This is a genomic window from Cupriavidus sp. GW822-FHT06G04 (genome assembly GCF_058799075.1).
This window is the reverse complement of sequence record NZ_JBXALD010000001.1, coordinates 750,761-772,541: the sequence shown is the minus strand read 5'-3', so window position 1 is coordinate 772,541 and position 21,781 is coordinate 750,761. Positions and strand designations below refer to the sequence as shown.

At 64.4% G+C, this 21,781-nt stretch carries 21 protein-coding genes; 6 read left to right on the top strand and 15 right to left on the bottom strand.

Annotation, left to right across the window (positions count from 1 at the left end; genetic code table 11):
* Positions 1-57: 57 nt before the first annotated feature.
* A complete protein-coding gene (locus AC1RKI_RS03575) occupies positions 58-888 on the bottom strand; it encodes a MerR family transcriptional regulator (RefSeq protein WP_061957450.1) in 831 nt (276 codons plus the stop codon).
* Between the two features lie 61 nt (positions 889-949).
* On the opposite strand from AC1RKI_RS03575, the gene AC1RKI_RS03570 reads away from it, so the two are divergent.
* The 4 genes from AC1RKI_RS03570 (at position 950) to AC1RKI_RS03555 (ending at position 6,370) form a co-directional block, all read left to right on the top strand.
* On the top strand, positions 950-1,900 hold the full coding sequence (locus tag AC1RKI_RS03570; protein WP_061957451.1) for a LysR family transcriptional regulator: 951 nt from the start codon (positions 950-952) through the stop codon (positions 1,898-1,900).
* A gap of 242 nt (positions 1,901-2,142) precedes the next feature.
* Positions 2,143-3,126, top strand: coding sequence for a Bug family tripartite tricarboxylate transporter substrate binding protein (locus tag AC1RKI_RS03565; protein WP_061957452.1), 984 nt, complete (start codon positions 2,143-2,145; stop codon positions 3,124-3,126).
* Between the two features lie 16 nt (positions 3,127-3,142).
* On the top strand, positions 3,143-4,117 hold the full coding sequence (locus AC1RKI_RS03560) for a M14 family metallopeptidase (protein ID WP_061957453.1): 975 nt from the start codon (positions 3,143-3,145) through the stop codon (positions 4,115-4,117).
* A 246-nt stretch (positions 4,118-4,363) separates the two neighbouring features.
* Entirely contained in the window at positions 4,364-6,370 is a 2,007-nt protein-coding gene (locus AC1RKI_RS03555) for a methyl-accepting chemotaxis protein (RefSeq protein WP_492793813.1), read from the top strand.
* Positions 6,371-6,398: 28 nt separating this feature from the next.
* Here the strand turns inward: AC1RKI_RS03555 and AC1RKI_RS03550 are convergent, their stop codons facing one another.
* From AC1RKI_RS03550 to rpmH, 14 genes are all read right to left on the bottom strand, one after another.
* On the bottom strand, positions 6,399-7,010 hold the full coding sequence (locus AC1RKI_RS03550; RefSeq protein WP_061957455.1) for an Sbal_3080 family lipoprotein: 612 nt from the start codon (positions 7,008-7,010) through the stop codon (positions 6,399-6,401).
* Between the two features lie 206 nt (positions 7,011-7,216).
* On the bottom strand, positions 7,217-7,780 hold the full coding sequence (locus AC1RKI_RS03545; protein ID WP_061957456.1) for an OB-fold putative lipoprotein: 564 nt from the start codon (positions 7,778-7,780) through the stop codon (positions 7,217-7,219).
* A gap of 64 nt (positions 7,781-7,844) precedes the next feature.
* The gene (locus AC1RKI_RS03540; RefSeq protein WP_244786415.1) at positions 7,845-8,441 is read right to left on the bottom strand and encodes a TetR/AcrR family transcriptional regulator; all 597 of its coding nucleotides are present in this window, start codon (positions 8,439-8,441) and stop codon (positions 7,845-7,847) included.
* 101 nt (positions 8,442-8,542) lie between these two features.
* Positions 8,543-9,049, bottom strand: a complete 507-nt coding sequence (locus AC1RKI_RS03535) for a hypothetical protein (protein WP_492793816.1) — start codon at positions 9,047-9,049, stop codon at positions 8,543-8,545.
* Between the two features lie 79 nt (positions 9,050-9,128).
* Positions 9,129-9,491 (bottom strand): hypothetical protein, encoded by a 363-nt coding sequence (locus tag AC1RKI_RS03530; protein ID WP_492793818.1) that lies wholly within the window; start codon positions 9,489-9,491, stop codon positions 9,129-9,131.
* Positions 9,492-10,141: 650 nt separating this feature from the next.
* On the bottom strand, positions 10,142-10,585 hold the full coding sequence (locus AC1RKI_RS03525) for a hypothetical protein (protein ID WP_492793820.1): 444 nt from the start codon (positions 10,583-10,585) through the stop codon (positions 10,142-10,144).
* Entirely contained in the window at positions 10,585-11,223 is a 639-nt protein-coding gene (locus AC1RKI_RS03520) for a PAAR domain-containing protein (protein ID WP_492793822.1), read from the bottom strand. Before AC1RKI_RS03520 ends, AC1RKI_RS03525 begins: the two co-directional genes overlap by 1 nt.
* 316 nt (positions 11,224-11,539) lie before the next feature.
* Positions 11,540-12,967 (bottom strand): tRNA uridine-5-carboxymethylaminomethyl(34) synthesis GTPase MnmE, encoded by a 1,428-nt coding sequence (gene mnmE / locus AC1RKI_RS03515; protein ID WP_341248194.1) that lies wholly within the window; start codon positions 12,965-12,967, stop codon positions 11,540-11,542.
* A 69-nt stretch (positions 12,968-13,036) separates the two neighbouring features.
* Positions 13,037-13,807 carry a CHAD domain-containing protein gene (locus tag AC1RKI_RS03510; protein WP_061957460.1) on the bottom strand — a complete coding sequence of 257 codons (771 nt, stop codon included), beginning with the start codon at positions 13,805-13,807 and terminating at the stop codon, positions 13,037-13,039.
* Positions 13,808-13,939: 132 nt separating this feature from the next.
* Complete coding sequence (gene tam, locus AC1RKI_RS03505; protein WP_227458596.1) at positions 13,940-14,710, bottom strand: trans-aconitate 2-methyltransferase; 771 nt, start codon at positions 14,708-14,710, stop codon at positions 13,940-13,942.
* Between the two features lie 123 nt (positions 14,711-14,833).
* Positions 14,834-16,510, bottom strand: a complete 1,677-nt coding sequence (gene yidC, locus AC1RKI_RS03500; RefSeq protein ID WP_061957462.1) for a membrane protein insertase YidC — start codon at positions 16,508-16,510, stop codon at positions 14,834-14,836.
* A gap of 21 nt (positions 16,511-16,531) precedes the next feature.
* Positions 16,532-16,831: a membrane protein insertion efficiency factor YidD gene (yidD, locus tag AC1RKI_RS03495; RefSeq protein WP_084004029.1), complete on the bottom strand. Its 300-nt coding sequence runs from the start codon at positions 16,829-16,831 to the stop codon at positions 16,532-16,534.
* Positions 16,828-17,274 carry a ribonuclease P protein component gene (gene rnpA, locus AC1RKI_RS03490; protein WP_200899034.1) on the bottom strand — a complete coding sequence of 149 codons (447 nt, stop codon included), beginning with the start codon at positions 17,272-17,274 and terminating at the stop codon, positions 16,828-16,830. The genes yidD and rnpA overlap by 4 nt, the downstream gene beginning before the upstream one ends.
* A 139-nt stretch (positions 17,275-17,413) precedes the next feature.
* Entirely contained in the window at positions 17,414-17,548 is a 135-nt protein-coding gene (rpmH, locus tag AC1RKI_RS03485) for a 50S ribosomal protein L34 (protein ID WP_008650850.1), read from the bottom strand.
* 876 nt (positions 17,549-18,424) lie between these two features.
* On the opposite strand from rpmH, the gene dnaA reads away from it, so the two are divergent.
* Together dnaA and dnaN are read left to right on the top strand one after the other, a co-directional pair.
* The gene (gene dnaA / locus AC1RKI_RS03480) at positions 18,425-20,137 is read left to right on the top strand and encodes a chromosomal replication initiator protein DnaA (protein WP_150981746.1); all 1,713 of its coding nucleotides are present in this window, start codon (positions 18,425-18,427) and stop codon (positions 20,135-20,137) included.
* 365 nt (positions 20,138-20,502) lie between these two features.
* On the top strand, positions 20,503-21,618 hold the full coding sequence (dnaN, locus tag AC1RKI_RS03475; protein WP_061957465.1) for a DNA polymerase III subunit beta: 1,116 nt from the start codon (positions 20,503-20,505) through the stop codon (positions 21,616-21,618).
* Positions 21,619-21,781 lie beyond the last annotated feature (163 nt).

The window sequence follows — 21,781 nt, the reverse complement described above, 5'->3', positions numbered from 1 at the left end:
GGTGTCGTTTTGATTGCTGAGGTGTTTCCCTCTCCCGTGCGCGGGAGAGGGGTTTTGTCAGGGCCGCGGCGTGTCGTGCAGATGCTCGAGGATCGCCGCGACGCGGTCGCCGAGATACTTGTTTGCCGAGATCTCGAGCGCACGCATCATTTCCGTTTCGAGCGCGACCAGCGCCAGCGGACGGATGCGCCACAGCACATCGACGATGCGCGGCACTTCGGCGGGCGGCGGCAATTGTCCTTCGCCAAAACGGTCAAGTTCGCGCACCACCATGCCGACGATGCGGTCCGACACGGCCTGGAAATGGCCGCGCGCGTGATCGATGATGTCGAGCACATCTTCCAGCGCAAATCCGGCACGCGCCATTTCTGCACCCGCCTGCAGCGCGCGCGGGCTGCGCGCCAGATAGCCGAAGCCGTCCGGCTCCAGCAGTCCCAGTGAAATCGCCTTGGCCAGCGCCGGCCGTGAAATCGCGCGCCCGAACAGGCGGGCCAGCGCCAGGTAGGAATAGTGGCGCGGCGCCTCGCTGTTCCACGGGCTGCTGATCGCGGTTTCCAACCCCAGGATCGACCGCAGATCGTGCCCTTCCACGATCGCCTTGAGCAGCTCCATGATGTTGGCCAGCGTATAGCCGCGCGCCAGCAGATGGTGGATCAGCCGCAGGCGCCCCAGATGCGTCTGCGTGTAGATGCCGACGCGTCCGCGCCGCTCCGGCGGATCGATCAGGCCGCGATCCTGGTACGAGCGGATATTGCGCACCGTGGTGCCCGCCGCGCGCGCCAGTTCGTCGATCGTGTATTCGGGAAACGCTGCGCGGCCCGACGCGTCAGCATCGGTGTCGGACGGAGCGGATGGAGTTGGCTGAGCGCCGCGCTTTGGGGAAACCATGGCGAAAATTCTAACCGAGTCGGGCAACGTTACAATGGCCCACCACTCCCCCGCCCTCCCCATGCACATCCGTTGGCTCGAAGATTTCGTCTGTCTGGCACAGGCCGGAAGCCTGGCGCGTGCCGCCGAGCTGCGCAACGTCACGCCGCCCGCGTTCGGGCGCCGCATGCAGGCGCTGGAGGTGTGGGCCGGCGCGCCGCTGATCGACCGCAGCGTATTCCCGGTGCGCCTGACTATCGAGGGCCGACAGTTCCTGGAAGCCGCGCAGGCGGCGTTGCGCACGCTGGACGAAGCGCGCCTGTCGCTGCGCGCGGCGCATCGCGCCGATGCCAGCACGATCACCATCGCCACCGGCAAGACGCTCGCGCGCTCGATGGTGCCAGCGTGGCTGGCGGGACTGCGCGACGCGCTGCGCGACGACCCCGCGGGCGCGGGGTTCCGCACGCGACTGTCGACGCACGCCACGCACGATGCGCTGGAAATGTTCACCGAAGGCGACGCCGATTTCCTGCTCTGCTACAGCCCGCACGATCTGCCCGTGATGCTGGACGATGCGCGCTACCAGTTTCATCCGGTAGGTGTGGAACGGCTGGTTTGCGTGTCCGCCGCCACGGCGCGCGGCGGCCCGGAATTCCGGCTGCACCAGCCCACTACCGCGAAATCGAAAGCCGGCGTGCGCAACGCGCCCGTGCCGATGATCGCGTACGCGGAAACGCTGACGATGGGCCGCATGGTCAATCAGGAAATCGCGCGCCGCCAACTGGCCGGCTGGCTCGACGTGATCGCGGTGAGCGACTTTGCCGAATCCGTGCACGAGATGGTGCGGCAGAGAATGGGTCTGGCGTGGCTGCCTGCACGATTGATCGCCGACGACTTGCACACGGGGCGATTGGTGCGCGCCGATCTGCACGGCGCGGATTCGGCCGATCTGGCGCTCGACATTCGTCTTTACCGCCCGCGCGCGCCGATGCGTCCGCTGGCCGAAGCGTTCTGGCGCGCGGCCGCGGCGTAGCGGCATAGCGCCGTCGCTGCGGCGCGTCTTCGCCGGCGCCAGATACAGCGTCACAACCTCGCGGCGCCCTCCTCCGCAATCGCCGCGCACCGCACGTGTGCACGGCACGCGTGGCGCAGCTGGCGATGCACCACGCCGGTCATTGCCGAAACGGCAACCGGCGTTGCCAAAGCGGCATGCCGCGCCGGTGCATGCTCTCTACCATCGCCGGAAAACATTCAAAGCCACGATCCGGAGAAATCATGAAGTCCCTGCTACGCGTTGCCGCTTCCGTTTCCCTCTCTTGCTGCGCCTTTGCCGCCACGCACGCCGCGGCCGCTGCGCCCGCTTATCCGACCAAGCCGATCACGCTGGTGGTTGGCTACACCGCCGGCGGCAGCGTCGATCTGGTGGCGCGCACCGTGGCGCCGGAACTCGGCAAGCGCCTCGGCCAGAGCGTGGTGATCGAAAACCTTGGCGGCGCGGGCGGCACGATTGGCGCGCAGAAAGTGGTCAAGGCCGAGGCCGACGGGTACACGCTGCTGATGGGCTCGGGCAGCGAAGTGTCGATTGCGCGACTGACCAATCCCGCCGTGCGCTACGACGGCGAAAAGGACCTCGCGCCGATCACCTTCGTCGGCACTCAGCCGATGGTGCTGGTGGGCAAGCTGCAACTGCCGGCCAAGGACGCTGGCGAACTGATGGCGCTGGCCAAAGCCAAGCCCGGCACGCTGTCGTACGCATCGTCGGGCGTGGGGACGCCGCTGAACCTGGCCGGCGAGCTGATCAAGCAACAGGGCAAGGTCAACATCACCCATGTGCCGTACAAGGGCGCGTCGGCCATGGCCACCGACCTGCTGGGCGGCCAGATCGACCTCGCGGTGATGGTGCTGTCGTCCGCCCTGCCGCATATCCAGGCCGGCCGCGTGCGCGCCTATGGCGTGACCGAGGCCAAGCGCGCGGGCGTGGCGCCCAACGTTCCGGCACTGGCCGAGACGCCCGCGCTCAAGGGCGTGGACATGGGAGTATGGTTCGGATTGATGGCGCCTACGTCCACGCCGCGTCCCATTATCGATCGCCTGAATACCGAGATGCAGGCCGTGCTGGCCATGCCGGACGTGCGCAAGAAGCTGGCCGAGGCCGGCGTCGAGGTGGCACCGGCCAATCCGGCCCAGTTCGCCAGCTTCGTCAAGCGCGAGACGGCCAAGTACCGCGCCATCGTCCAGGCCGCCGACATCCGCGAGTAACCGCAAGGAAGAATTTATGACGCAAAGCGCACCTGACTTTGACGCTTATCCGGTCGAAGTCGAGTTTCCCGATATCCGCCCCTATGCCGATGGCAATACGGGCGTGCCGTACATCCACACCTTCGACAGCGGCCTGCCCGGCCCGCACGTGATGATCAACGCGCTGACGCACGGCAACGAGGTGTGTGGCGCGATTGCCGTGGCCGGCCTGCTCGATCACGGCCTGCGTCCGCGCAGCGGCCGGCTGACGCTGTCGTTTGCCAATGTCGACGCCTACGCTACGTTCGACGCGGCCCGGCCTGATGCGTCGCGCTTCGTCGATCAGGATTTCAATCGCGTCTGGACCGCGAGTGTGCTCGACGACATGTCGCGCGATTCCTCGGAATTGCGCCGCGCCCGCGCCATGCGACCGGTGATCGACACCGTCGACCTGTTGCTCGACCTGCATTCGATGCACGAGAAAAGCCGCGCGCTGATCGTGTCCGGCCCGCTGGACAAGGGCATCGCGCTGGCGCGTGCATTGGGTGCGCCGGCCGACATCATCGTCGACGAAGGCCATCCCGAGGGCCGTCGCATGCGCGACTACGCCGATTTTGGCGACCCGGCCAGCGCGCGCAATGCGTTGCTGATCGAATGCGGCCAGCACTGGGAGACGATTGCGGTGGACGTGGCGCGCGACAGCGCCGCGCGCTTCCTGCTCAATGCCGGCATCGTCGCCGAAGCCGATCTGCCGGCGGGCTGGCTGCGCCCGCTGCCGGCCGCGCAGCGCGTGATCCGCGTGACCGAGCCGGTGGTGGCCAGCAGCATGGACTTCCGCTTCGCCGGCCCTTACACGGGGCTGGAAACCTTCGACGATGCCGGCACCGTGATCGGCTGGCGCGATGGCCAGGCGGTGGTCACGCCGTATCCGCATTGCGTGCTGGTGATGCCGTCGCTGCGCCAGCTGCGGCCTGGCGTGACGGTCGTTCGGCTGGGGCGGCTCGAGGTCTGAAACCAGTTGCAGTGTCGGTATTTCCGATCTGGTGCGACGCGCCGGCAAGCGGCTCCCGCAAGAAGCCGCGTCCGGCGCGATTTTTTCCATCATGCCGTGATGTATCTGGACGCGATCTAGAGTAAGCATTCCTTGAACTCAAGGCGGCTGTTCGGACATCCGATAACTCCGTTGTGACGATCTGCCGTCAGAGCAGACGTCGCCCGTGCGCCATGACGGCGCACGGCGTTATTCACGGAGCGCCCCTTGTCTTCTACCTCTTCCCTTACCCTGCCTGCGCAGATGTCGGCGGGCCGCGTGCGCGCCGGCGGCTGGAGCATCGGCACGCGCATTGCGCTGGTCGTGCTGGCCGTGCAGGTCGTCGCCTTCGGCGCGTTTTCGCTGGCGCTGTCTGCCAGCAGCATGAACCAGCTGGAATCCCAGGCGCGCGACGCCATCGCGACCGAAAGCCACACCCTGCGCGAACTCGTGGCGCAGCTCGACGAGACGATGCTGCAGGAAGCCGACCGCTTTATGCTGAGCCTCGCCGCAGTGCTGCCCGGACCCTACGCGGTCGATCCGTCGCAATCGATCGAAGTGGCCGGCAAGCCGACGCCGGCGTTTCGCAGCGGCGATCAGGTGCTGAACAACAGCTTCGACGTGCCCGACAAGTTTTTCGCCCACACCGGCGGGGTCGTGGCCACCGTGTTCGCGCGAACCGGCGATGACTTTATCCGCGTGACGACATCGCTGAAGAAGCAGGACGGCCAGCGCGCGGTCGGCACGCTGCTGGACCGCACCGGTGCGGCGTATGCGGCGGTGTCCTCGGGCAAGTCGTACCGCTCGCTGGCGTGGCTGTTCGGCAAACCGTACATGAGCAAGTACGAGCCCGTGCGCGACAGCGCCGGCAGGATCGTCGGCGCGCTGTTTGTGGGCGTGAACGTGGAAGCCGAACTGGCCGCGGTGAAGAACCGCATCCGTCGCAAGGCCATCGGCGGCACGGGCCAGTTCCTGGTGATCGACGCCAGGCCGGGGCCGGACCAGGGCAGGGTGATGGTCGACCGGTCCGGGTCGGAAGGCACGGTGCAGCTCGATGCCAAGGATAGCGACGGCAACGCGTGGGTGCGCGAGATGATCGCCGCAAAAGAGGGCGTACGCGTGAATACCGTGGCGCTCGGCAACGGCGCGCCGGCCGAGCGCCTGACCGCCTTTGTCACCTATCCCGAATGGCAATGGCTGATCGCGGGCAGCGTGCCGATGGCGTCGCTACGCGACGAACTGGCCGCCAGCCGCAACCGCTTTTTAGCCGGCGGGTTGCTGGCCGCACTGGCGGTGTCGGCGGCGTTCTGGTGGCTGCTGCGCAGGATGGTGAGCGTGCCGCTCGCCAACGCCGCCGATGCGGCGGGACGTCTGGCGTCGGGCGATCTGAGCGCTCGACTGGACAGCGCGCGTCATGACGAAATCGGCCAGCTGATGCGCGCCATCGACGGCGTGGGGCAGGGTCTGAGCGGCATTGTCGACAAGGTGCGCGGCAGCGTTGCCGCGATCGCCGGCAGTACCAGCCAGATCGCCAGCGGCAACGCCGACCTGTCGGCGCGCACCGCAGCGCAGGCCGGTAGCCTCGAGCGCACGGTGGCAAGCATCGAAGAGCTGTCCGCCACGGTCAAGCAGAACGCCGACAATGCGCACGATGCCAACCAGGCCGTTACCAGCGCCGCCGAAGCCGCGCGCACCAGCGGCGACACGGTCAGTGGCGTGGTGGCCACCATGGCCGACATCCATCGCAATGCACAGCAGGTGGTGGACATCATTGGCCTGATCGACGGCATCGCTTTCCAGACCAATATCCTCGCGCTCAATGCCGCAGTGGAAGCGGCGCGCGCCGGCGAGCACGGGCGCGGTTTCGCGGTGGTGGCCGGCGAGGTGCGCAGCCTGGCGCAGCGCAGCGCAAATGCGGCGGCCGAGATCAAGCAATTGATCGAGCGCACCGTCACGGATCTGGAAAGTGGCAACGCGGCCGTGCAGCAGGCGGGCGATGCGATCGACGACATGGTGCGGCGCGTGGAAGGCATCGCCGCATTGATGGGCGATATCAGCGTGGCATCGCGCGAGCAGTCGCAGGGGCTGGCGCAGGTGAGCGGCGCCGTGGCCGAAATGGACACCGTGACGCAGCAGAACGCGGCGCTGGTGGAAGAGGCGGCCGCCGCCGCCGAAAGCCTGCACCATCAGGCGCAGGAGTTGCGTCAGGCCGTGGAAGTGTTCCGGCTGGCCTGAACCGCGCCGAGACGGCGGCAGTGCGGCGTCAGGCTGCCGGGGCTGCGGCCGGTGCGGCCTGGGGCGTGGCGGCCGGCGCCGGCGCGGCTTGCGCCGGTTGTCCCGGTTGGGTCGGTTGCGGCTTGAGGCCCGGGAACAGCCGATCGACCAGTTCCTCGATCTTCGCGCCCGGCTGGATCAGGTGGCTCAGGTTGATGCCACCCGCGCTGCGGTTAGCGTTGAACACGGCTTTGCCGACGCGCTCGCCGTTGCGGAACACGGTGATGTCGGCCGACACCAGGAACGGCGTGATGTAGGTCTGGCGCTGCGCCACGTACAGTGCCGTCATCGGACATGCCGCCACGGAAGAATAGGGCGGCAGCATTTTGACTTCGAAGTTGCGCGCGCGCAGCGCACTGGCGAAGTCTTCCACGAATGCGTTGCCGTTCACCTGGTTGGTGATCACGCAGAACAGCGCGCCGTCGGCGCCCACCACGCGATTGCCGTCCACGCGGAACTGGGCCGGGCCGCCGTAGGCGCCGGGCTGGAAGCCGGCGATTGGATCGGGCTGGTCGGCACGGTCCACGGGTGCGACGCTCTGGTAGGTGGAACAGCCCGCGGCCATCAAGGCCAGCGCGGCGGCAATCGTTGCTCTCTTCATCTTCGGTCCTGGAAACGCGTCGGCGACACCGCCGGCGTTCCGGGCCCGCGCGAATCGCGGTTCAGCGGCGCAGTGGCGGCAGCATGCCCCTGTAATGTAGGCGGGCAGGCCGCGGCGCAAAGCGCCGAAAAGCGTGGGACAGTTGCCGTATATCCGGATCGATGCGTGCTTCGCGCCGGTTGCGGGCGGCGCAATCCCGACACGCTTCAGTTGGCGCCGCCGCGCACCAGGCAGTCGGCCAGCAGCGGCGTGCCGCTGTCGTCCCGTCCCGCGCCCGTGCACTCGACCGCGACTTTCTGGCCGCGCCGGACCATCGTCGCGCGTGCCTCCACTTCGCAGGTGCGCCCGGCCGGACCGCAAATCTGGCGAGGAAGCAGCTCGGCGCGGACCACGTCGCCGGGATTGTTGGCGCGGATTTCCAGGAACACGCGATCGCCATCGCGGCGCACGCCGCTGGCCACGCCTTCCACGATGAAATACTTGCCGCGATAGCGGTCGTCGGCCGCACCGCTGTTGTCGCGATAGTCGTCGAAAAGATTCTCGGCCTGGTATTGCGGCAGGGGATTGGCGGGGCGATCGGGATCGATGCTGATCGGGTCGAGCGTGCCGTTGCGCGGGATGCCGCGCGGCACGCTGGCGGGCGCGTCGCCCGCGGCGGCCGGGAGTTCGGTTTGCGCCGCGTCGTTCCGGTCATTGCCGACGAACCACAACAATCCAAGTACGACGACGGCAACGATGGCGATAAGGGTTTGCTGGAGGCGGCTCAACATCTGTGGGGCGGACCGCGCGCGCGGCCAATATGCGGAAGCTTCGAAGTCCGCCAGTGTAGCGCGCCTACGCGGCGTCGATGTCGGCCAGCAGATGCGCCTTGGTGGCCGCAAGCACTTCGTTGGATAGTGGCGTGCCCTGCGTGGCGCGCGCCAGCACCAGGGCGCCGGCCAGTGTCGCCATCTGCGCGATGGCCGTGCTGCGTCGCTGCGTATCGTCGTCGCCGGGCTGGACGCTTGCCAAAATCTCCAGCAGGTTTTCCAGTCCTTCATGAAACACGGCGCGCACCGGTTTGCCTTCGGGCTCGCGCGCCACGTCGTTGGCGAGCGCCGCCACGGGGCAGCCGGCGCCCGGACCATTGCGATTGCGCGCGGACAGGTAGCCGTCGACCAGCGCGGTCAACGCCGCTGGCCGATCCGGCGCATCGTCCACGCGCTTGCGCCAGCGCGCTTCCGATTCCTCGAATGCGCGCGCGCAGGCAATCGCGGCGAGCGCATCCTTCGATTCGAAATGGCCATAGAAACCGCCATGCGTCAGCCCCGCCGCGCCCATCAGATCGGCCACGCTGACGCCATGGAAACCTTGCTCGCGAAATAGTCGTGAGGAGACCTGTTCGATGGCTGCGCGGTTTTTCTCCGCTTCCGCTTTCGATACACGCGGCATGATGGACTCCGGTTCGATATGTGGCCGATGGTCCGCCACAATGCGCGACAAGTCAACGAAACCCAGGCGCAAGTGGGGACGCTTGCGGCAACACGCACGTATCAGACGATGTGGGACTCGGTGCCGCCGAGCGCGGCAAGATACTGGTCGACCCGGTACGGCGACGCCTGTCCGCGCAGGGCCAGAAAGTAGTCGCGCAGGATGTCGCCCTGTTGTTCGAGCTTGTAGGCGGCAAGCGGCTTGCCCGCCTCGAGACGATAGCGATATTGGTTGAGGCCGAACCAGTGCAGCACTTGTTCGCACGCGCCGCGCGCCATGACGTTGACGCCGCGCTGGTGCTGCCACACATGCGTCATCTCGTGGATGAACAGCGCCGCGATACGCACGCCCGCCGCGCTGAAGTCGTTCAGGTGGCGCAGCTTGCGGCCCAGGTAAAGGTGACCGTTCGGCGCGACGATGTAGTTCGCGCCCTGCCAGAACACGAAGTTGCAATGGTGAATGCGCACGGCGTCGTAGTCGATCGCATCGCCAAAGATCTGCCGCGCGAGATCGCGCTCGCCGCTAGTGAGCGGCCTGCCAGGATCGCGGCGTGCTTGCGGTCGTCTCACTTGCCGATGCAGGCGCACGCGCGTTGCTGCAAGTCGTTGATGTGTAGAGACATTGGTTAATCCCGGCGACAGGTGCTCTCTATGGTTCGGTAGCTGGAGCTGCTACCGCGGCGTGGTGGTGGTCAATCCACACTTCGGTCGCTACGGACAGCGCCGCAAACAGCAGCATGCCACTCATGTAGGCCGCCAGCGCGCGCAATCGAATTGCGCGACGCTGGAACACCGTACACAGCATCAACACAGCCCCAAGGCCCAGAATTGATAGAACCACTGCGGTGACGTAAACGATCGCCGCGACGGCCAACGCGGGGCCGACTGTTCGTGTTTCCAGCGTTAGCGGCGTGACCAAGACATAGACACCGCGCGCAACGGCCACCAGCGCAAGGAGAATGGCAACAACGTCTATAAACCGAATCGCTCGCCGCCGCAGTCGAGTCGTCACCTTACCCCCTCAGCCACAATGGCCCGAGCCAACGACGGCCAGCAGATGTTACAGGCTGCCACTTCAGCGGCCCGCTAGGGCAAGTGGGCTGCAATCCAACGGGACACAAAAAACAGACAACCGCCGAAGAGCGCAAGCCCCGCAAAGTACACGCCAGCAATCCGCCAGCGGGCGGCATAGCCACGAAAGAATCCAAGCGATACTACGATAAAACCAGCCACCGCAAGGATACTGGCCACTAGGAATGCAACGGCCCCGTAGACCACGATCGAGCCCGACGTAACTTGCTGCCGCGTTATAGGCGTCAGCACCGTTAGTAGCGCAAAGGCGAATCCATCAAACGCGAGCAATGCAGAAAGCGCTAGTGCGAGCGTTGCCAAATGCGGCTTTCGCGCTCTCACCTTAGTCCTTCATTTGCCAAAAGCTCGGCAAGCGAGGCCCATCGTCTCGGGCTGTCTCGTACAACATGAGCGAAATAGAAATGGCCGTCGCCATTACCTGCAAGCATTTGCCGGCCCAAGAGCGGGGCTGACTCCACTAACTCCCGCCAAGGCATCCCCGCGTAGATAGGGTCTCCAAACTTCGTCAGGTTAATGACAATGGTTTTTAGAATGTTTTTGTTCCCACGTAGATCCGCAAGGAAGCCAGCCTCAATTGGGGAGCCACACAAGCACCAGGTGATCAATCACATTTCCTGCTCGCGCATATGACCAAGCCGTTTGCGCCGCCAGCAACGACCCGTAGCTGTAGCCAACGAGGTTGAATTGAGGCGCCTCAGCTGCCATGCCGCTCTTGATCGTCCATTCGCTATCGTCTCGCGCCCGAATGAGCATCCCGGACCGGATAGCATCTAGTAGCGTTCCTGCGAATTCTAGCCCTTTAGGCATATCGGCCGTTGCGGAGTTAGTCAGTCCCGCAAAGCAATGAGAAATGCCTGCCTTGCGAAAGGCTTCGAGCTGCGGCCCTACATAGGGGCCATCCAAACCAGCGCCGCCCCAATACAGCGTGCCGCGCGGCCGCAACAGATAAACCTTAACCGGCATCCGGTCCTCGATGGGGGTCAATGGGACATCTACTGTCTTGATCGGCTGCATCAGGCTTTCGCTCCGAAAATTTCCAGCTTCATGGTCACCGCATCGTCGCTCGCCATCCGCTCAGTCATGCCCAGGTTGTCCGTTCGGCCTTCAAATGTTCCCGCGCTGCCAGTAAGACGATAGCGGACGCCCGGCAGGGGTTTGCCGGTTGATCCATCGAGAATTTGGATCTGCTGGTCATAGCGAGGATTGGAAGTAGCGAAAATGCTTTTCGTGCGGCCTTTCGTTTGACCATATGAGGCTCTCCGATTCACTTCCACCGTAGAATCGTTCTGCGTATTGAAGACGGTCGGGTGTACTGGACACTTGCAATACACGCGTGCACCATTTACCAGTGCTTGCTTGCCGACAACATCGAATGTCGGAAAGCAATCGTTATATACAGGCCCACTGGATTTACAGGCCGGACATGTCGCCATGTCCCCCTCCAAACCAACCGACACACCGTGATGCGTAAAACTGCGGCTGACGGCGATCAGCATTCCGCCGGCACTGGTCGGGTCGCGATCCTTCAGAAAGTATCGAATATCTGGCATTCCGCATCCATCCTTCCGTGGTTTTTTTACAGTCTGGCGACATGCAACAGCCCATCGACATCGCGCGATGACCTTCGATGAGAGCAAGGCGATGTTCTGCACATGTTCTCTTTATGGGCATCGCCTTCCGTGCGCGACAGATTTGTCCCACAACAAGCCAGTGACTCAAATAGGAAGAATGCTGAATGAAGATAAATATTTCTGTTGTCAGATACTCGTGTTTTCTAATTTTCTTTGGTATTTGATTCGTCGCAAGGCGGCCGTCAATCAAGTATGCGGTTGGCCTTGTACTTGACTACGTACTAAAACCCATGACTGTCGATAGCCAACGGTGGGAAACGTTGGCTATGACCCATTAATTTATTTATTGGGTTTGCGACCGATTTTCGGGCGTCCCTTGCAGACGCTTTACATCCGATTACTTGCCGATGCAGAACCGCGTGAAAATCGTTCCCAGCAGATCATCGCTGGTGAACTCGCCGGTGATGCTGTTCAGGTGATCCTGTGCCAGCCGCAGTTCCTCGGCGAATAGATCCAGCGCCTGGGCGTTTTGCGCGGCGCGTTCCACGGCGCAGTCCAGATGCGATTGCGCGTTGCGCAGCGCGGTCAGATGCCGCTCGCGCGCCAGGAACGTGCCCTCGTTGCCGGATTGCCAGCCAATCAGCCGCAATAGTTCGCGACGCATCAGGTCGATGCCCGCGCCGGTGCGCGCGGAGATCCAGATTTCGGTGGGATTGGGGCCGTTGGCCGCTACCACGTGCGGCCGGTTGGCGCCGAAGCCCATCGCGCCGCTGGCGGGTGCAAGGTCGATCTTGTTGACCACCCGCACGATGGGCGAACCCGGCGGCAGTTGGCCGCTCAGGCGATCGTCGATGTGGTCGTCGATTTCCGAGATGCCATGTTCCACATACTCGGCGGCGTCGACCAGATGCAGCACGATGTCGGCGCGACGAATCGCCTCCCAGGTGCGTTCGATGCCGATGCGTTCGACTTCGTCGGCGGCATCGTCGCGCAAGCCGGCGGTGTCGATGATATGAAGCGGGATGCCATCGATCTGGATCGTTTCGCGCACGCGATCGCGCGTGGTGCCGGCGATTGGTGTGACGATGGCCAGTTCCGCGCCGGCCAGCGCGTTCAAGAGCGACGACTTGCCGACGTTGGGCTGGCCCGCCAGCACCACCGACAATCCTTCGCGCAGCAGCGATCCCTGGCGCGCCTGCTTGAGAACGCCGGCCAGATCCTCGCGAATGCTGGCGAGCTGGCCGCGCGCGTTCGACGCTTCGAGGAAGTCGATTTCTTCCTCGGGAAAATCGAGCGTGGCTTCGACCAGCATGCGCAGGTGAATCACCTTTTCCACCAGCGCGTGGATCGCGGCCGAGAATGCGCCTTCCATCGAACGCGCCGCCGAGCGCGCCGCGGCTTCCGTGCTGGCTTCGATCAGGTCGGCGACGGCTTCGGCCTGCGCCAGATCGAGCTTGTCGTTGAGAAACGCGCGGCGCGTGAATTCGCCCGGTTCGGCCACGCGCAGGCCGATATCCTTGCCGGCTTCGAGACAACGCGACAGCAGCATCTGCATGACCACTGGCCCGCCATGGCCCTGCAGCTCGAGAACCTCTTCGCCGGTGTAGGAGTGGGGCGCGGGGAAATACAGCGCCAGGCCATGATCGATGACCTTCGCGTGGGCATCGAGAAACGGCAGATAGGTGGCGTGGCGCGGCTGCAGCGCGCGCCCGCATACGGCATGCATGATGGCGCTGACGTCCGGTCCGGATACGCGCACGACGCCGATGCCGCCGCGGCCCGGCGCGGTGGCAATGGCGGCAATGGGAAGCTGGGTTGCTGTCATGGGCGGTATTGTCGCAGATCGCTCTGGAAGGGAAAGGGCGGGGCGGCAGCCCGATTGCGGCGGCTCACGCTACCGGCTTGCATGGTCAGGATCGATACCAAGGCATTCGCACATCAGCCGGCGCGCCACCGCGCCATCGACCATCGCGCCGAGCCGGCTCTGCTGCGTCGTCAACTTGTTGCGCAGCCGTTTGCGATAGCGCTTTGGCAGGACATCGGACAGCGCCTCGATGGCGTAACGCAGCCGCTTGTTGGCGATGCGCAGCGCGTGGATGTGGGCGATCTCGCGATCGCGCGCACGATGCGCCAGCGCCTGTACCTTGTTGCGTGCCTTGCGAATACGCCGGGACGCAAACGTGCCAAGCCGCCCCGATCCGGCCCGCGCCGACACATGCTGCAGGTCGCGCTTGAGCGTGGGGAGCGGCGCTTGCCGGTACCGTGACAATCTCGTCATCATTGCCGCATGCGCCTTGGCGCGCTTGGCCTGCGCGGTGTCGAGCAGGGCGGTCAGCACCGTGCTGTCGGGCTGTTTGGCCAGCGCGTCGGCCAGGGTCTCGGTGATGAAGACGTCCCAGTCGCGCACGTCGCCCGCGGCATCTGCGACGTCGTGCAGCGTCCGCTTCCAGCGTGTCTTCACCGGATCGGGCAGCACCGGCCCGAACGCCCACGTTACGGCGCGCAAATGACGCACCGCCACGCGCAGCGCGTGGACGTCTTCAGGCTCATCGTGATGCTGCAGCGAGTCCAGATGGCGGTCGATGGTCCGCAGGCCGCTTTCGCCCAGCGCCACGAACGCGGCGGCGGGGCGCATCTTGCGATGCAGCGTAGGTTGACGGCGCATGGCGGTTTCTCAGTTACGCGAATGAGAGAGACTGCACGATCCCGTCTAAGTGTAGGCGATGGCGCACCCGATCGCGCGGTGCGCGGTTCGGCGCTCCGCTTGCCGCCGCATCGATCGGCCCGAGCAGAAACGCTAGCGCGTGGCGACGATGAACACGCGCGGGAAAGGCAGCAGCACCGTGCCATCGGACAGCGGCGGGAAGACTTTGGCCAGCGCGGCCTCGTACTGCTTCAGGTATTCGGCTTTTTCCGCATCGTCGAGCGGCGCGAGGAAGGGCCGTAGTCCGCTGCCCTTGAACCATTCGACGACGGCCGCCGTGCCGCCCTTGAGCGGATGCTGATAGATGGTGCGCCAGATGTCGACGCGCGAACACAGCGGCTGTAGTAATTCGTAATACCAGCGCTCCGACGCCAGCGGCGTGCGCGCCTGCGCCGCCGCGGTGAGCTTGGCCGACCACGGTCCGTTGGACGCGGTTTCCCGCATCAGCAGGTGTGGCGGCTCGTTCAGGTTGTCGGGCATCTGGACGGCCAGGCTGCCGCCCGGCGCAAGCTTGTCGATCAGCGACGGGAAAAGCCGCGCGTGATCGGGCACCCACTGGAACACGGCGTTGGCCAGGATCACGTCCCACGCGCCAGCGTCCTGCCACTGCGCGACATCGGCGACATCGAACTTCAGCGCCGGCAGACGTTTGCGGGCGGCGGCGATCATGTCGGCGTCGCTGTCCAGGCCCGTGACCTCGGCGTCGGCGTAGCGGGCCGCCAGCACCTCGGTGGAGTTGCCGGGGCCGCAGCCGATATCGACAACCCGCCGCGCGGCCACGGTTGGAATGGCTGCGACAAGATCCCGGACCGGACGGGTCCGTTCATCCTCGAACTGCACGTATTGGCTGGCCGACCACGTCATGGCATCTCCTTGCTGGGCGCGTTGGGGGCTAAGTCTTATATAAGACTCGAAGCATACGCCGGAAACAGAAAACCCGGCGCGAGGCCGGGTTTTTCTGGTGAAGCGGATCGGGCGCAGCAGCGCTTAGCTCTTGGCCACCGCGGCCGCCTTGCCCTTGCCGAGCATGCGGTTGATCTGCCATTGCTGGGCGATCGACAGGATGTTGTTCACAACCCAGTACAGCACCAGGCCGGCCGGGAAGAAGAAGAACATGAACGAGAACACCAGCGGCATGATCATCATGACCTTGGCCTGCACCGGATCCGGCGGGGTCGGGTTCAGCTTGGTCTGCACGAACATCGACACGGCCATCACGATCGGCAGGATGTAGAACGGATCCGGCACCGACAGATCGTGGATCCAGCCCAGCCACGGCGCGCCGCGCATTTCCACCGACGACAGCAGCACCCAGTACAGCGCGATGAACACCGGGATCTGGATCACGATCGGCAGGCAGCCGCCGAGCGGATTGACCTTCTCGGTGCGATACAACGCCATCATTTCCTGGTTCATCTTCTGCGGGTCGCCCTTGTGGCGCTCGCGGATGGCCGTCATGCGCGGCTGCAGGTCCTTCATCTTGCCCATGGACTTGTAGCTGGCCGCCGACAGCGGGAAGAACACCAGTTTGATCAACACCGTCAGCGCGATGATCGACCAGCCCCAGTTGTTCAGCACGCCGTGCAGTTTTTCGAGCAGCCAGAACAGCGGCTTGGCGAGGATCGTCAGCCAGCCGTAGTCCTTCACCAGCTCCAGGCCCGGCGTGATCTGCTCAAGCATGCGCTCTTCCTGCGGACCGGCGAACAGGCGTGCATCGGTGCTTACCGTTGCGCCCGGGGCGATCTGGCCCAGCGGCTGCTGGATGCCCACGCGGTAGAGGTTCGGGTCGATCTGCTCGGCATAGAAGCTGTGCTGCTTGCCCGACTGCGGGATCCAAGCCGAGGCGAAGTAATGCTGCACCATCGCCACCCAGCCGCTGTCGGTTGCGGCCGGTACGCTGGCCTTACCCTTGGCGATGTCCTCGAAGCTGATCTTGTGATACTTGTCGGCGTTCGTGTAGATGGCCGGGCCCGTGAACGTGCTGTAGAACTGCGACTGTTCCACCTTGCTGCCGTCGCGCGCCAGTTCCAGGTACAGCGTCGGCGATACCGGCGCGGTCCCCGTGTTGGCCACGTCGAAACGTGCGTCCACCACGTAGCTGCCCTTGCGGAACGTATAAGTCTTGGTGAACTTGACGCCGTTTTTCTCGGCGCTCAGCACCACATCGAGCTTGTCCTGTCCCGGCGCCAGCGCGCGTGCGCCCGGCTCGGCAGTGAATACCGTGGTGTGGTTGGGCAAGTCGCCGCCGATCAGGCCGGAGCGCGCCAAGTACGTGCGGGTTGCGTCACGCTCGAACAGGACCACCGGCTTGCCGTCCTTCTCGTGCTCGTTGAGCAGTTCCAGGCGCGACAGGATGCCGCCGGCCGTATCGATCTCGGCACGAACTTCGTCGGTGGTGACCACCACCTTTTCGCCGGCAGGCTGCGCGGCGCCCTGCGGGGCGGCCGGGGCTGCGCCAGGGGCCGACGCGTTCGTCCCGGCGGCCTTGGGCACATCACCCTGGGCCGCGGCGCCGCTCGCACCATTGGCCGGGGCGGCCTGCTGTTGCGTGTTGGCGCTCGGGAAGAACATCGACGCGTGGCCGTTGGCGCGCTGCCAGTTGTCGTAGAGCAGCACGAGGGACATCGAGAAGATGACCCACAGGATGGTGCGTTTGATATCCATGTCTCGCTATGGTCTGGGAAATCAGGGGCGGGGGAGCCGGACCGTGACAGGCGGGTGACCTGCCGCGGCGGACGCCGGAGGCGCCGAGGCGGCCGTCCCGTTTACTACGGGCTCGGGCACGGGATCATACCCGCCCTTTGCGAAAGGATGACAGCGACAGAGTCTGCATGCGGTCATCCACGTGCCGCGCGCCGCGCCATGATGGACGATGGCGTCGCGGGCATAGTCGGAACAGGTGGGCAGGAAGCGGCACTGCGAGCCCAGGTACGGACTCAAGGCGATCTTGTAGATGCGCAGCAGGGCAAGCAGGATTCGCTTCATGGTGATGGTTGGGCAGGCGCGGCGGGCGTGGCTGGCTGTTCGGGCGCAGGCGCCGCGACGGGCGGCGCTGCCGGCAGCGGCTTGGCCGCGACATCGAGCAGACCGCTCAGTTCAGCCAGGCAGGCGCGCCTGATGGCCGTCCGGCTGGCAAAGTCGGCGCGCGCAAACTTGGCCTGTAGCCGCAACAGGATATCGCGGCCCGCGAATTGGGCCTGCCGGCTGCGGAACAGTTCCCGCACCATGCGCTTCACGAGATTGCGCTCGGCGGCGCGCGGTGCGAACTTCTTGCCGACGACGATGCCCAGCCGGGATTGCTCCTGGCCGTTGGCGCGCACGTACAGCACGAAATGCGTACTGCGGCGCCGGGGCCGCAAAGCAAAAACGGATGAAAACTCATCCGTCTTTGTGAGCCTTGCGGCCTTGGGGAAGGCATGGGTCGACACGCTGGTCAAAGCTGGCGGCAAGCCGGGCTTCGGCAGCAGCGCTGCTGGCCATCCTGAGTGCAAGGCGTTGGACCGGGTCATCCGCGGCATTGACGGCGAAGCGTCATGCTGCCAGAGACACCGGCCAGTCGCCCGGCCCTCAGATCGCCAGGCGCTTGCGGCCCTTGGCGCGACGCGCGTTGATGACGGCACGGCCGCCGCGGGTCTTCATGCGCACGCGGAAACCATGGGTACGCTTGCGGCGGGTAACGGAAGGTTGGTAGGTACGTTTCATGTTGCACTCTCTGGTTGATCCGGGCTTTCCGGGCGCCGGCCGATGCCGGAGCGCCTTGGCCGCCGCGTATGGTTCGCATGGGGCTGCCGCAATGCGGACGCTCTGCATTCAAATCAGAGAGGTCGCTGCGGCCTTGCCGACGATTCTGGTTCTGTCTTGCTGCCGGCCGCCGCTGGCCGCGCCGCAAACGACGAAGCACTGGCGGGGATCAGGCCGCTTGCCTGATGCCGCACATGCGGACATGTTGCGGTACGGGCCAGACCCGGCGATGCGCATACGTGATCCCCTGCCGCATCGCAGAACCCGCCATTTAACCGATTTTCGTAAACCGTGTCAAGGCGGCCGATGGCTGGTGACGTAATGTCCGCCACAGCGGCGCCGCGTCGGCCGGGCCTTGGGCGGTGCGTCATTGTCCACAATATTCGGTGGGTAACTTTTTGTCTGCTGGGGAGCATACGCCGGGGCCATCGACCACGGCCAAGTCTTTGTTTCCGATGCATTAACAGGCCGGAGGGGCATATCGGGCCATGCCTGCGGGTGCAAGTTGTGCACATCAATCCACTGAATCTTCACAACTTGTCCACAGGGTTATCCTTTGTGGATAACTCGGGCAGGGGGGTACAATCCCGGTCCAAACACAACACGGGCCGCGTGGCGCACGCACAACCCGAGACTTCCTGCCATCGGTATACCGTCGTGTCCAGTGCCCGGTATACCTGTCGTCAGCCGCCAGATGTCATGCGCAGCGCATGGGGGCGGCGTCTTGCCTTTCGCGTTCGGCAATGAGGCGCGAGGCAGGCAGGGGTCCCGCGGATGCTGGCGCTTCGATACCCGTGATGCGTTGCCACCAGGCGGCGCGGTCACTTAAAACAACACATGCAAGATTTCTGGCAGGCGGCAGCCGCGCAACTCGAGCGCGAACTGACGCCGCAACAGTACAAAACCTGGATCAAGCCGTTGGCGCCCGTCGCCTTCGACGAGGAAGCGCATGCGCTGCGAATTGCTGCGCCCAATCGCTTCAAGCTCGACTGGGTCAAGAGCCAGTTCTCGGGCCGTATCACCGCGCTCGCGTGCGAATACTGGGAAACGCAGGTTAGCGTTCACTTCGTCCTGGATCCCGCTGCATCGGGCCGTACGGCCACCTATGCGCAGCAGGCCATGCAGCAGGGCCAGGACGCCGGCCATCCGCACGCCGGCATGGGCGCAGCGGCGCCGTATCCGGGCGCGGCCGGCGGCGCACAGCCGGGGATGAACGGACAGCCGCACGCGCCAGCGCCGCAGATGGGCGGATTTCACGACTATCCGGGCCAGCAGCATGCCGCCCAGCCCGGCTACGGTCCGATGTCGGGACAGTCCGCGTATCCGGCGTCGCCGTCCGCGATGCCGAACCGCGGCGCCGTGCCTACCGGCCACCCGTTGCAGGGCAATGCCGGCGGCCACGCACCCGAGATGGGTGAAATCGACATGGCCCAGATGGATCCGGCCGAGGCCAGCGCGCGCTCGTACCGGGTGCCGTCGCAGCAGCCGGCGGCGACTGGCGCCGTGCAGCAGAACGATACGGTGCACGAGCGTTCGCGCCTGAATCCGATCCTGACGTTCGACAATTTCGTTACCGGCAAGGCCAACCAGCTGGCGCGCGCCGCGGCGATCCAGGTCGCCAACAACCCCGGCAAGTCGTACAACCCGCTCTATCTGTATGGCGGCGTCGGCCTGGGCAAGACTCACTTGATTCACGCCATCGGCAATTTCATGCTGATGGAAAACCCGCGTGCACGCATCCGCTACATCCACGCCGAACAATATGTGTCCGACGTGGTGAAGGCCTACCAGCGCAAGGCGTTCGACGAATTCAAGCGGTACTACCATTCGCTGGACCTGCTGCTGATCGACGATATTCAGTTCTTTTCGGGCAAGAACCGAACGCAGGAAGAATTCTTCTACGCGTTCGAGGCGCTGATCGCCAATCGCGCGCAGGTGATCATTACCAGCGATACGTATCCCAAGGAAATCACAGGTATCGATGACCGATTAATCTCGCGTTTCGATTCCGGCCTGACCGTGGCGATCGAGCCTCCCGAGCTGGAAATGCGCGTGGCGATCCTGATGAAGAAGGCCGCGGCGGAAAACGTCAGCGTGCCCGAGGAAGTTGCGTTCTTTGTGGCCAAGCATCTGCGCTCCAACGTTCGCGAGTTGGAAGGCGCCCTGCGCAAGATCCTGGCGTTTTCGAACTTCCATGGCAAGGACATCACGATCGAGGTCACGCGCGAGGCCTTGAAGGATCTGCTGACCGTGCAGAACCGCCAGATCTCGGTGGAAAACATCCAGAAGACCTGCGCGGATTTCTACAACATCAAGGTCGCGGACATGTATTCGAAAAAGCGACCCGCCAATATCGCGCGACCGCGCCAGATCGCCATGTATCTGGCCAAGGAACTGACGCAGAAAAGCCTGCCCGAAATCGGCGAGTTGTTTGGTGGACGCGATCACACCACGGTGCTGCACGCCGTGCGCAAGATTGCTGACGAGCGCAGCAAGGACGCGCAGCTCAACCACGAATTGCACGTGCTGGAACAGACGCTCAAGGGCTGAGCTGGCACGCAGTTTTTGGCCGCGCAGGCGCCTGCGCGGGTTTTTCAGGGCCGGCCTTGCCGGGCTGGCATACTACAGGGTGCGCGTCCGGCGGCAAACGGACGCCAAAGCAACAGTTGGATCGCAGGAATTCGGCCTCAGATAAGGCTTTGCGGTGAGTCGGGACAAATTGGCGGGGGCAACCGCACCGCGGCGTGGCATTTTGTGCACAGCCGGGCGCTCCGCCGGATTTGCCCCGCTTCACCGCAGCGGCTTATCCTTGGTACAATGCGACTTTAACTCCTTGATTCCTAAGAAAATTTGGATATCGGGAAGGTTCGCCTGATTCTGCGGTCGCCGACGACAAACGACGAAGGATAAATTCAATGCAATTGGTCAAAACCTCGCGAGACAATCTGCTGCGTCCGCTGCAAATCGTGAGCGGCATCGTGGAGCGCCGCCACACCCTCCCGATCCTGGCCAACCTGCTGATTCGCAAGTCCGGCTCCAATGTGTCCTTCCTTTCGACGGACATCGAAATCCAGATCACCACGCACGCCGAATGCGGCGTTGGCAGCGACGACGTTGCCACCACCGTGGCGGCGCGCAAGCTGCTCGATATCCTGCGCGCAATGCCCGACGGCGACGTGGCGCTGTCGCTCAACGACAAGCGCATGACGGTGCAGTCCGGCAAAAGCCGCTTCGCGCTGCAGACGCTGGCCGCGGAGGAATTCCCGACGGTTGCCGAAGCCGCCGAATTCAACGCCAGCGTGAGCCTGCCGCAGAAGACCTTCAAGCATCTGCTGGCGATGGTCCATTTCGCGATGGCCCAGCAGGACATCCGCTATTACCTGAATGGCATGCTGCTGGTGGTCGATGGCAAGAAGGTCATGGCCGTTGCCACCGACGGCCACCGCCTCGCGTACTGCGGCGTCGAGCTCGAAAACGAGGCCGCCGGCGTGGGTTCGCGCCAGGAAGTGATTATTCCGCGCAAGACCATTCTGGAACTGCAACGCCTGCTCGAAGACAACGACGATCCCGTGCAGGTTCAACTGGCGGCAAATCAGGTCAAGTTCACGTTTGCCAATGTGGAACTGATCAGCAAGCTGGTGGAAGGCAAGTTCCCGGATTTCCAGCGCGTCATTCCGAAGGGCTACAAGAATGCCTTCGCCATTGACCGCGTGAAGTTGCAGCAGGCGCTGCAGCGCACCGCGATTCTGACCACCGACAAATTCAAGGGCGTGCGCTGCATTCTTGATACGCACGTGCTGAAAATCAGCTCGACCAACGCCGATCAGGAAGAGGCGCAGGAAGAACTGGAACTCGATTATTCGGGCGATGCGCTCGATATCGGCTTTAACGTGACCTATCTGCTCGATGTGCTCGCCAACCTCAAGAGCGAACAGGTACAGGTCAGCCTCGGCGACTCCAATTCGAGTGCGCTGATCACTGTGCCGGAAGACGACAACTTCAAGTATGTCGTGATGCCGATGCGCATTTGATGGCCACCACCAAGTCGCCATCCATACACAATCGGGCACGCACCGCAGCAGGGGCCGGATCCACGCGATCCGCCCCTTTTGCCGTTTTTAAGTAACCCGCAAATGCGGATTTGCCGCACCCGCTGCCTTTGGGCGCAGGTCCGGCTTTCTCCGCTTTTGCCGT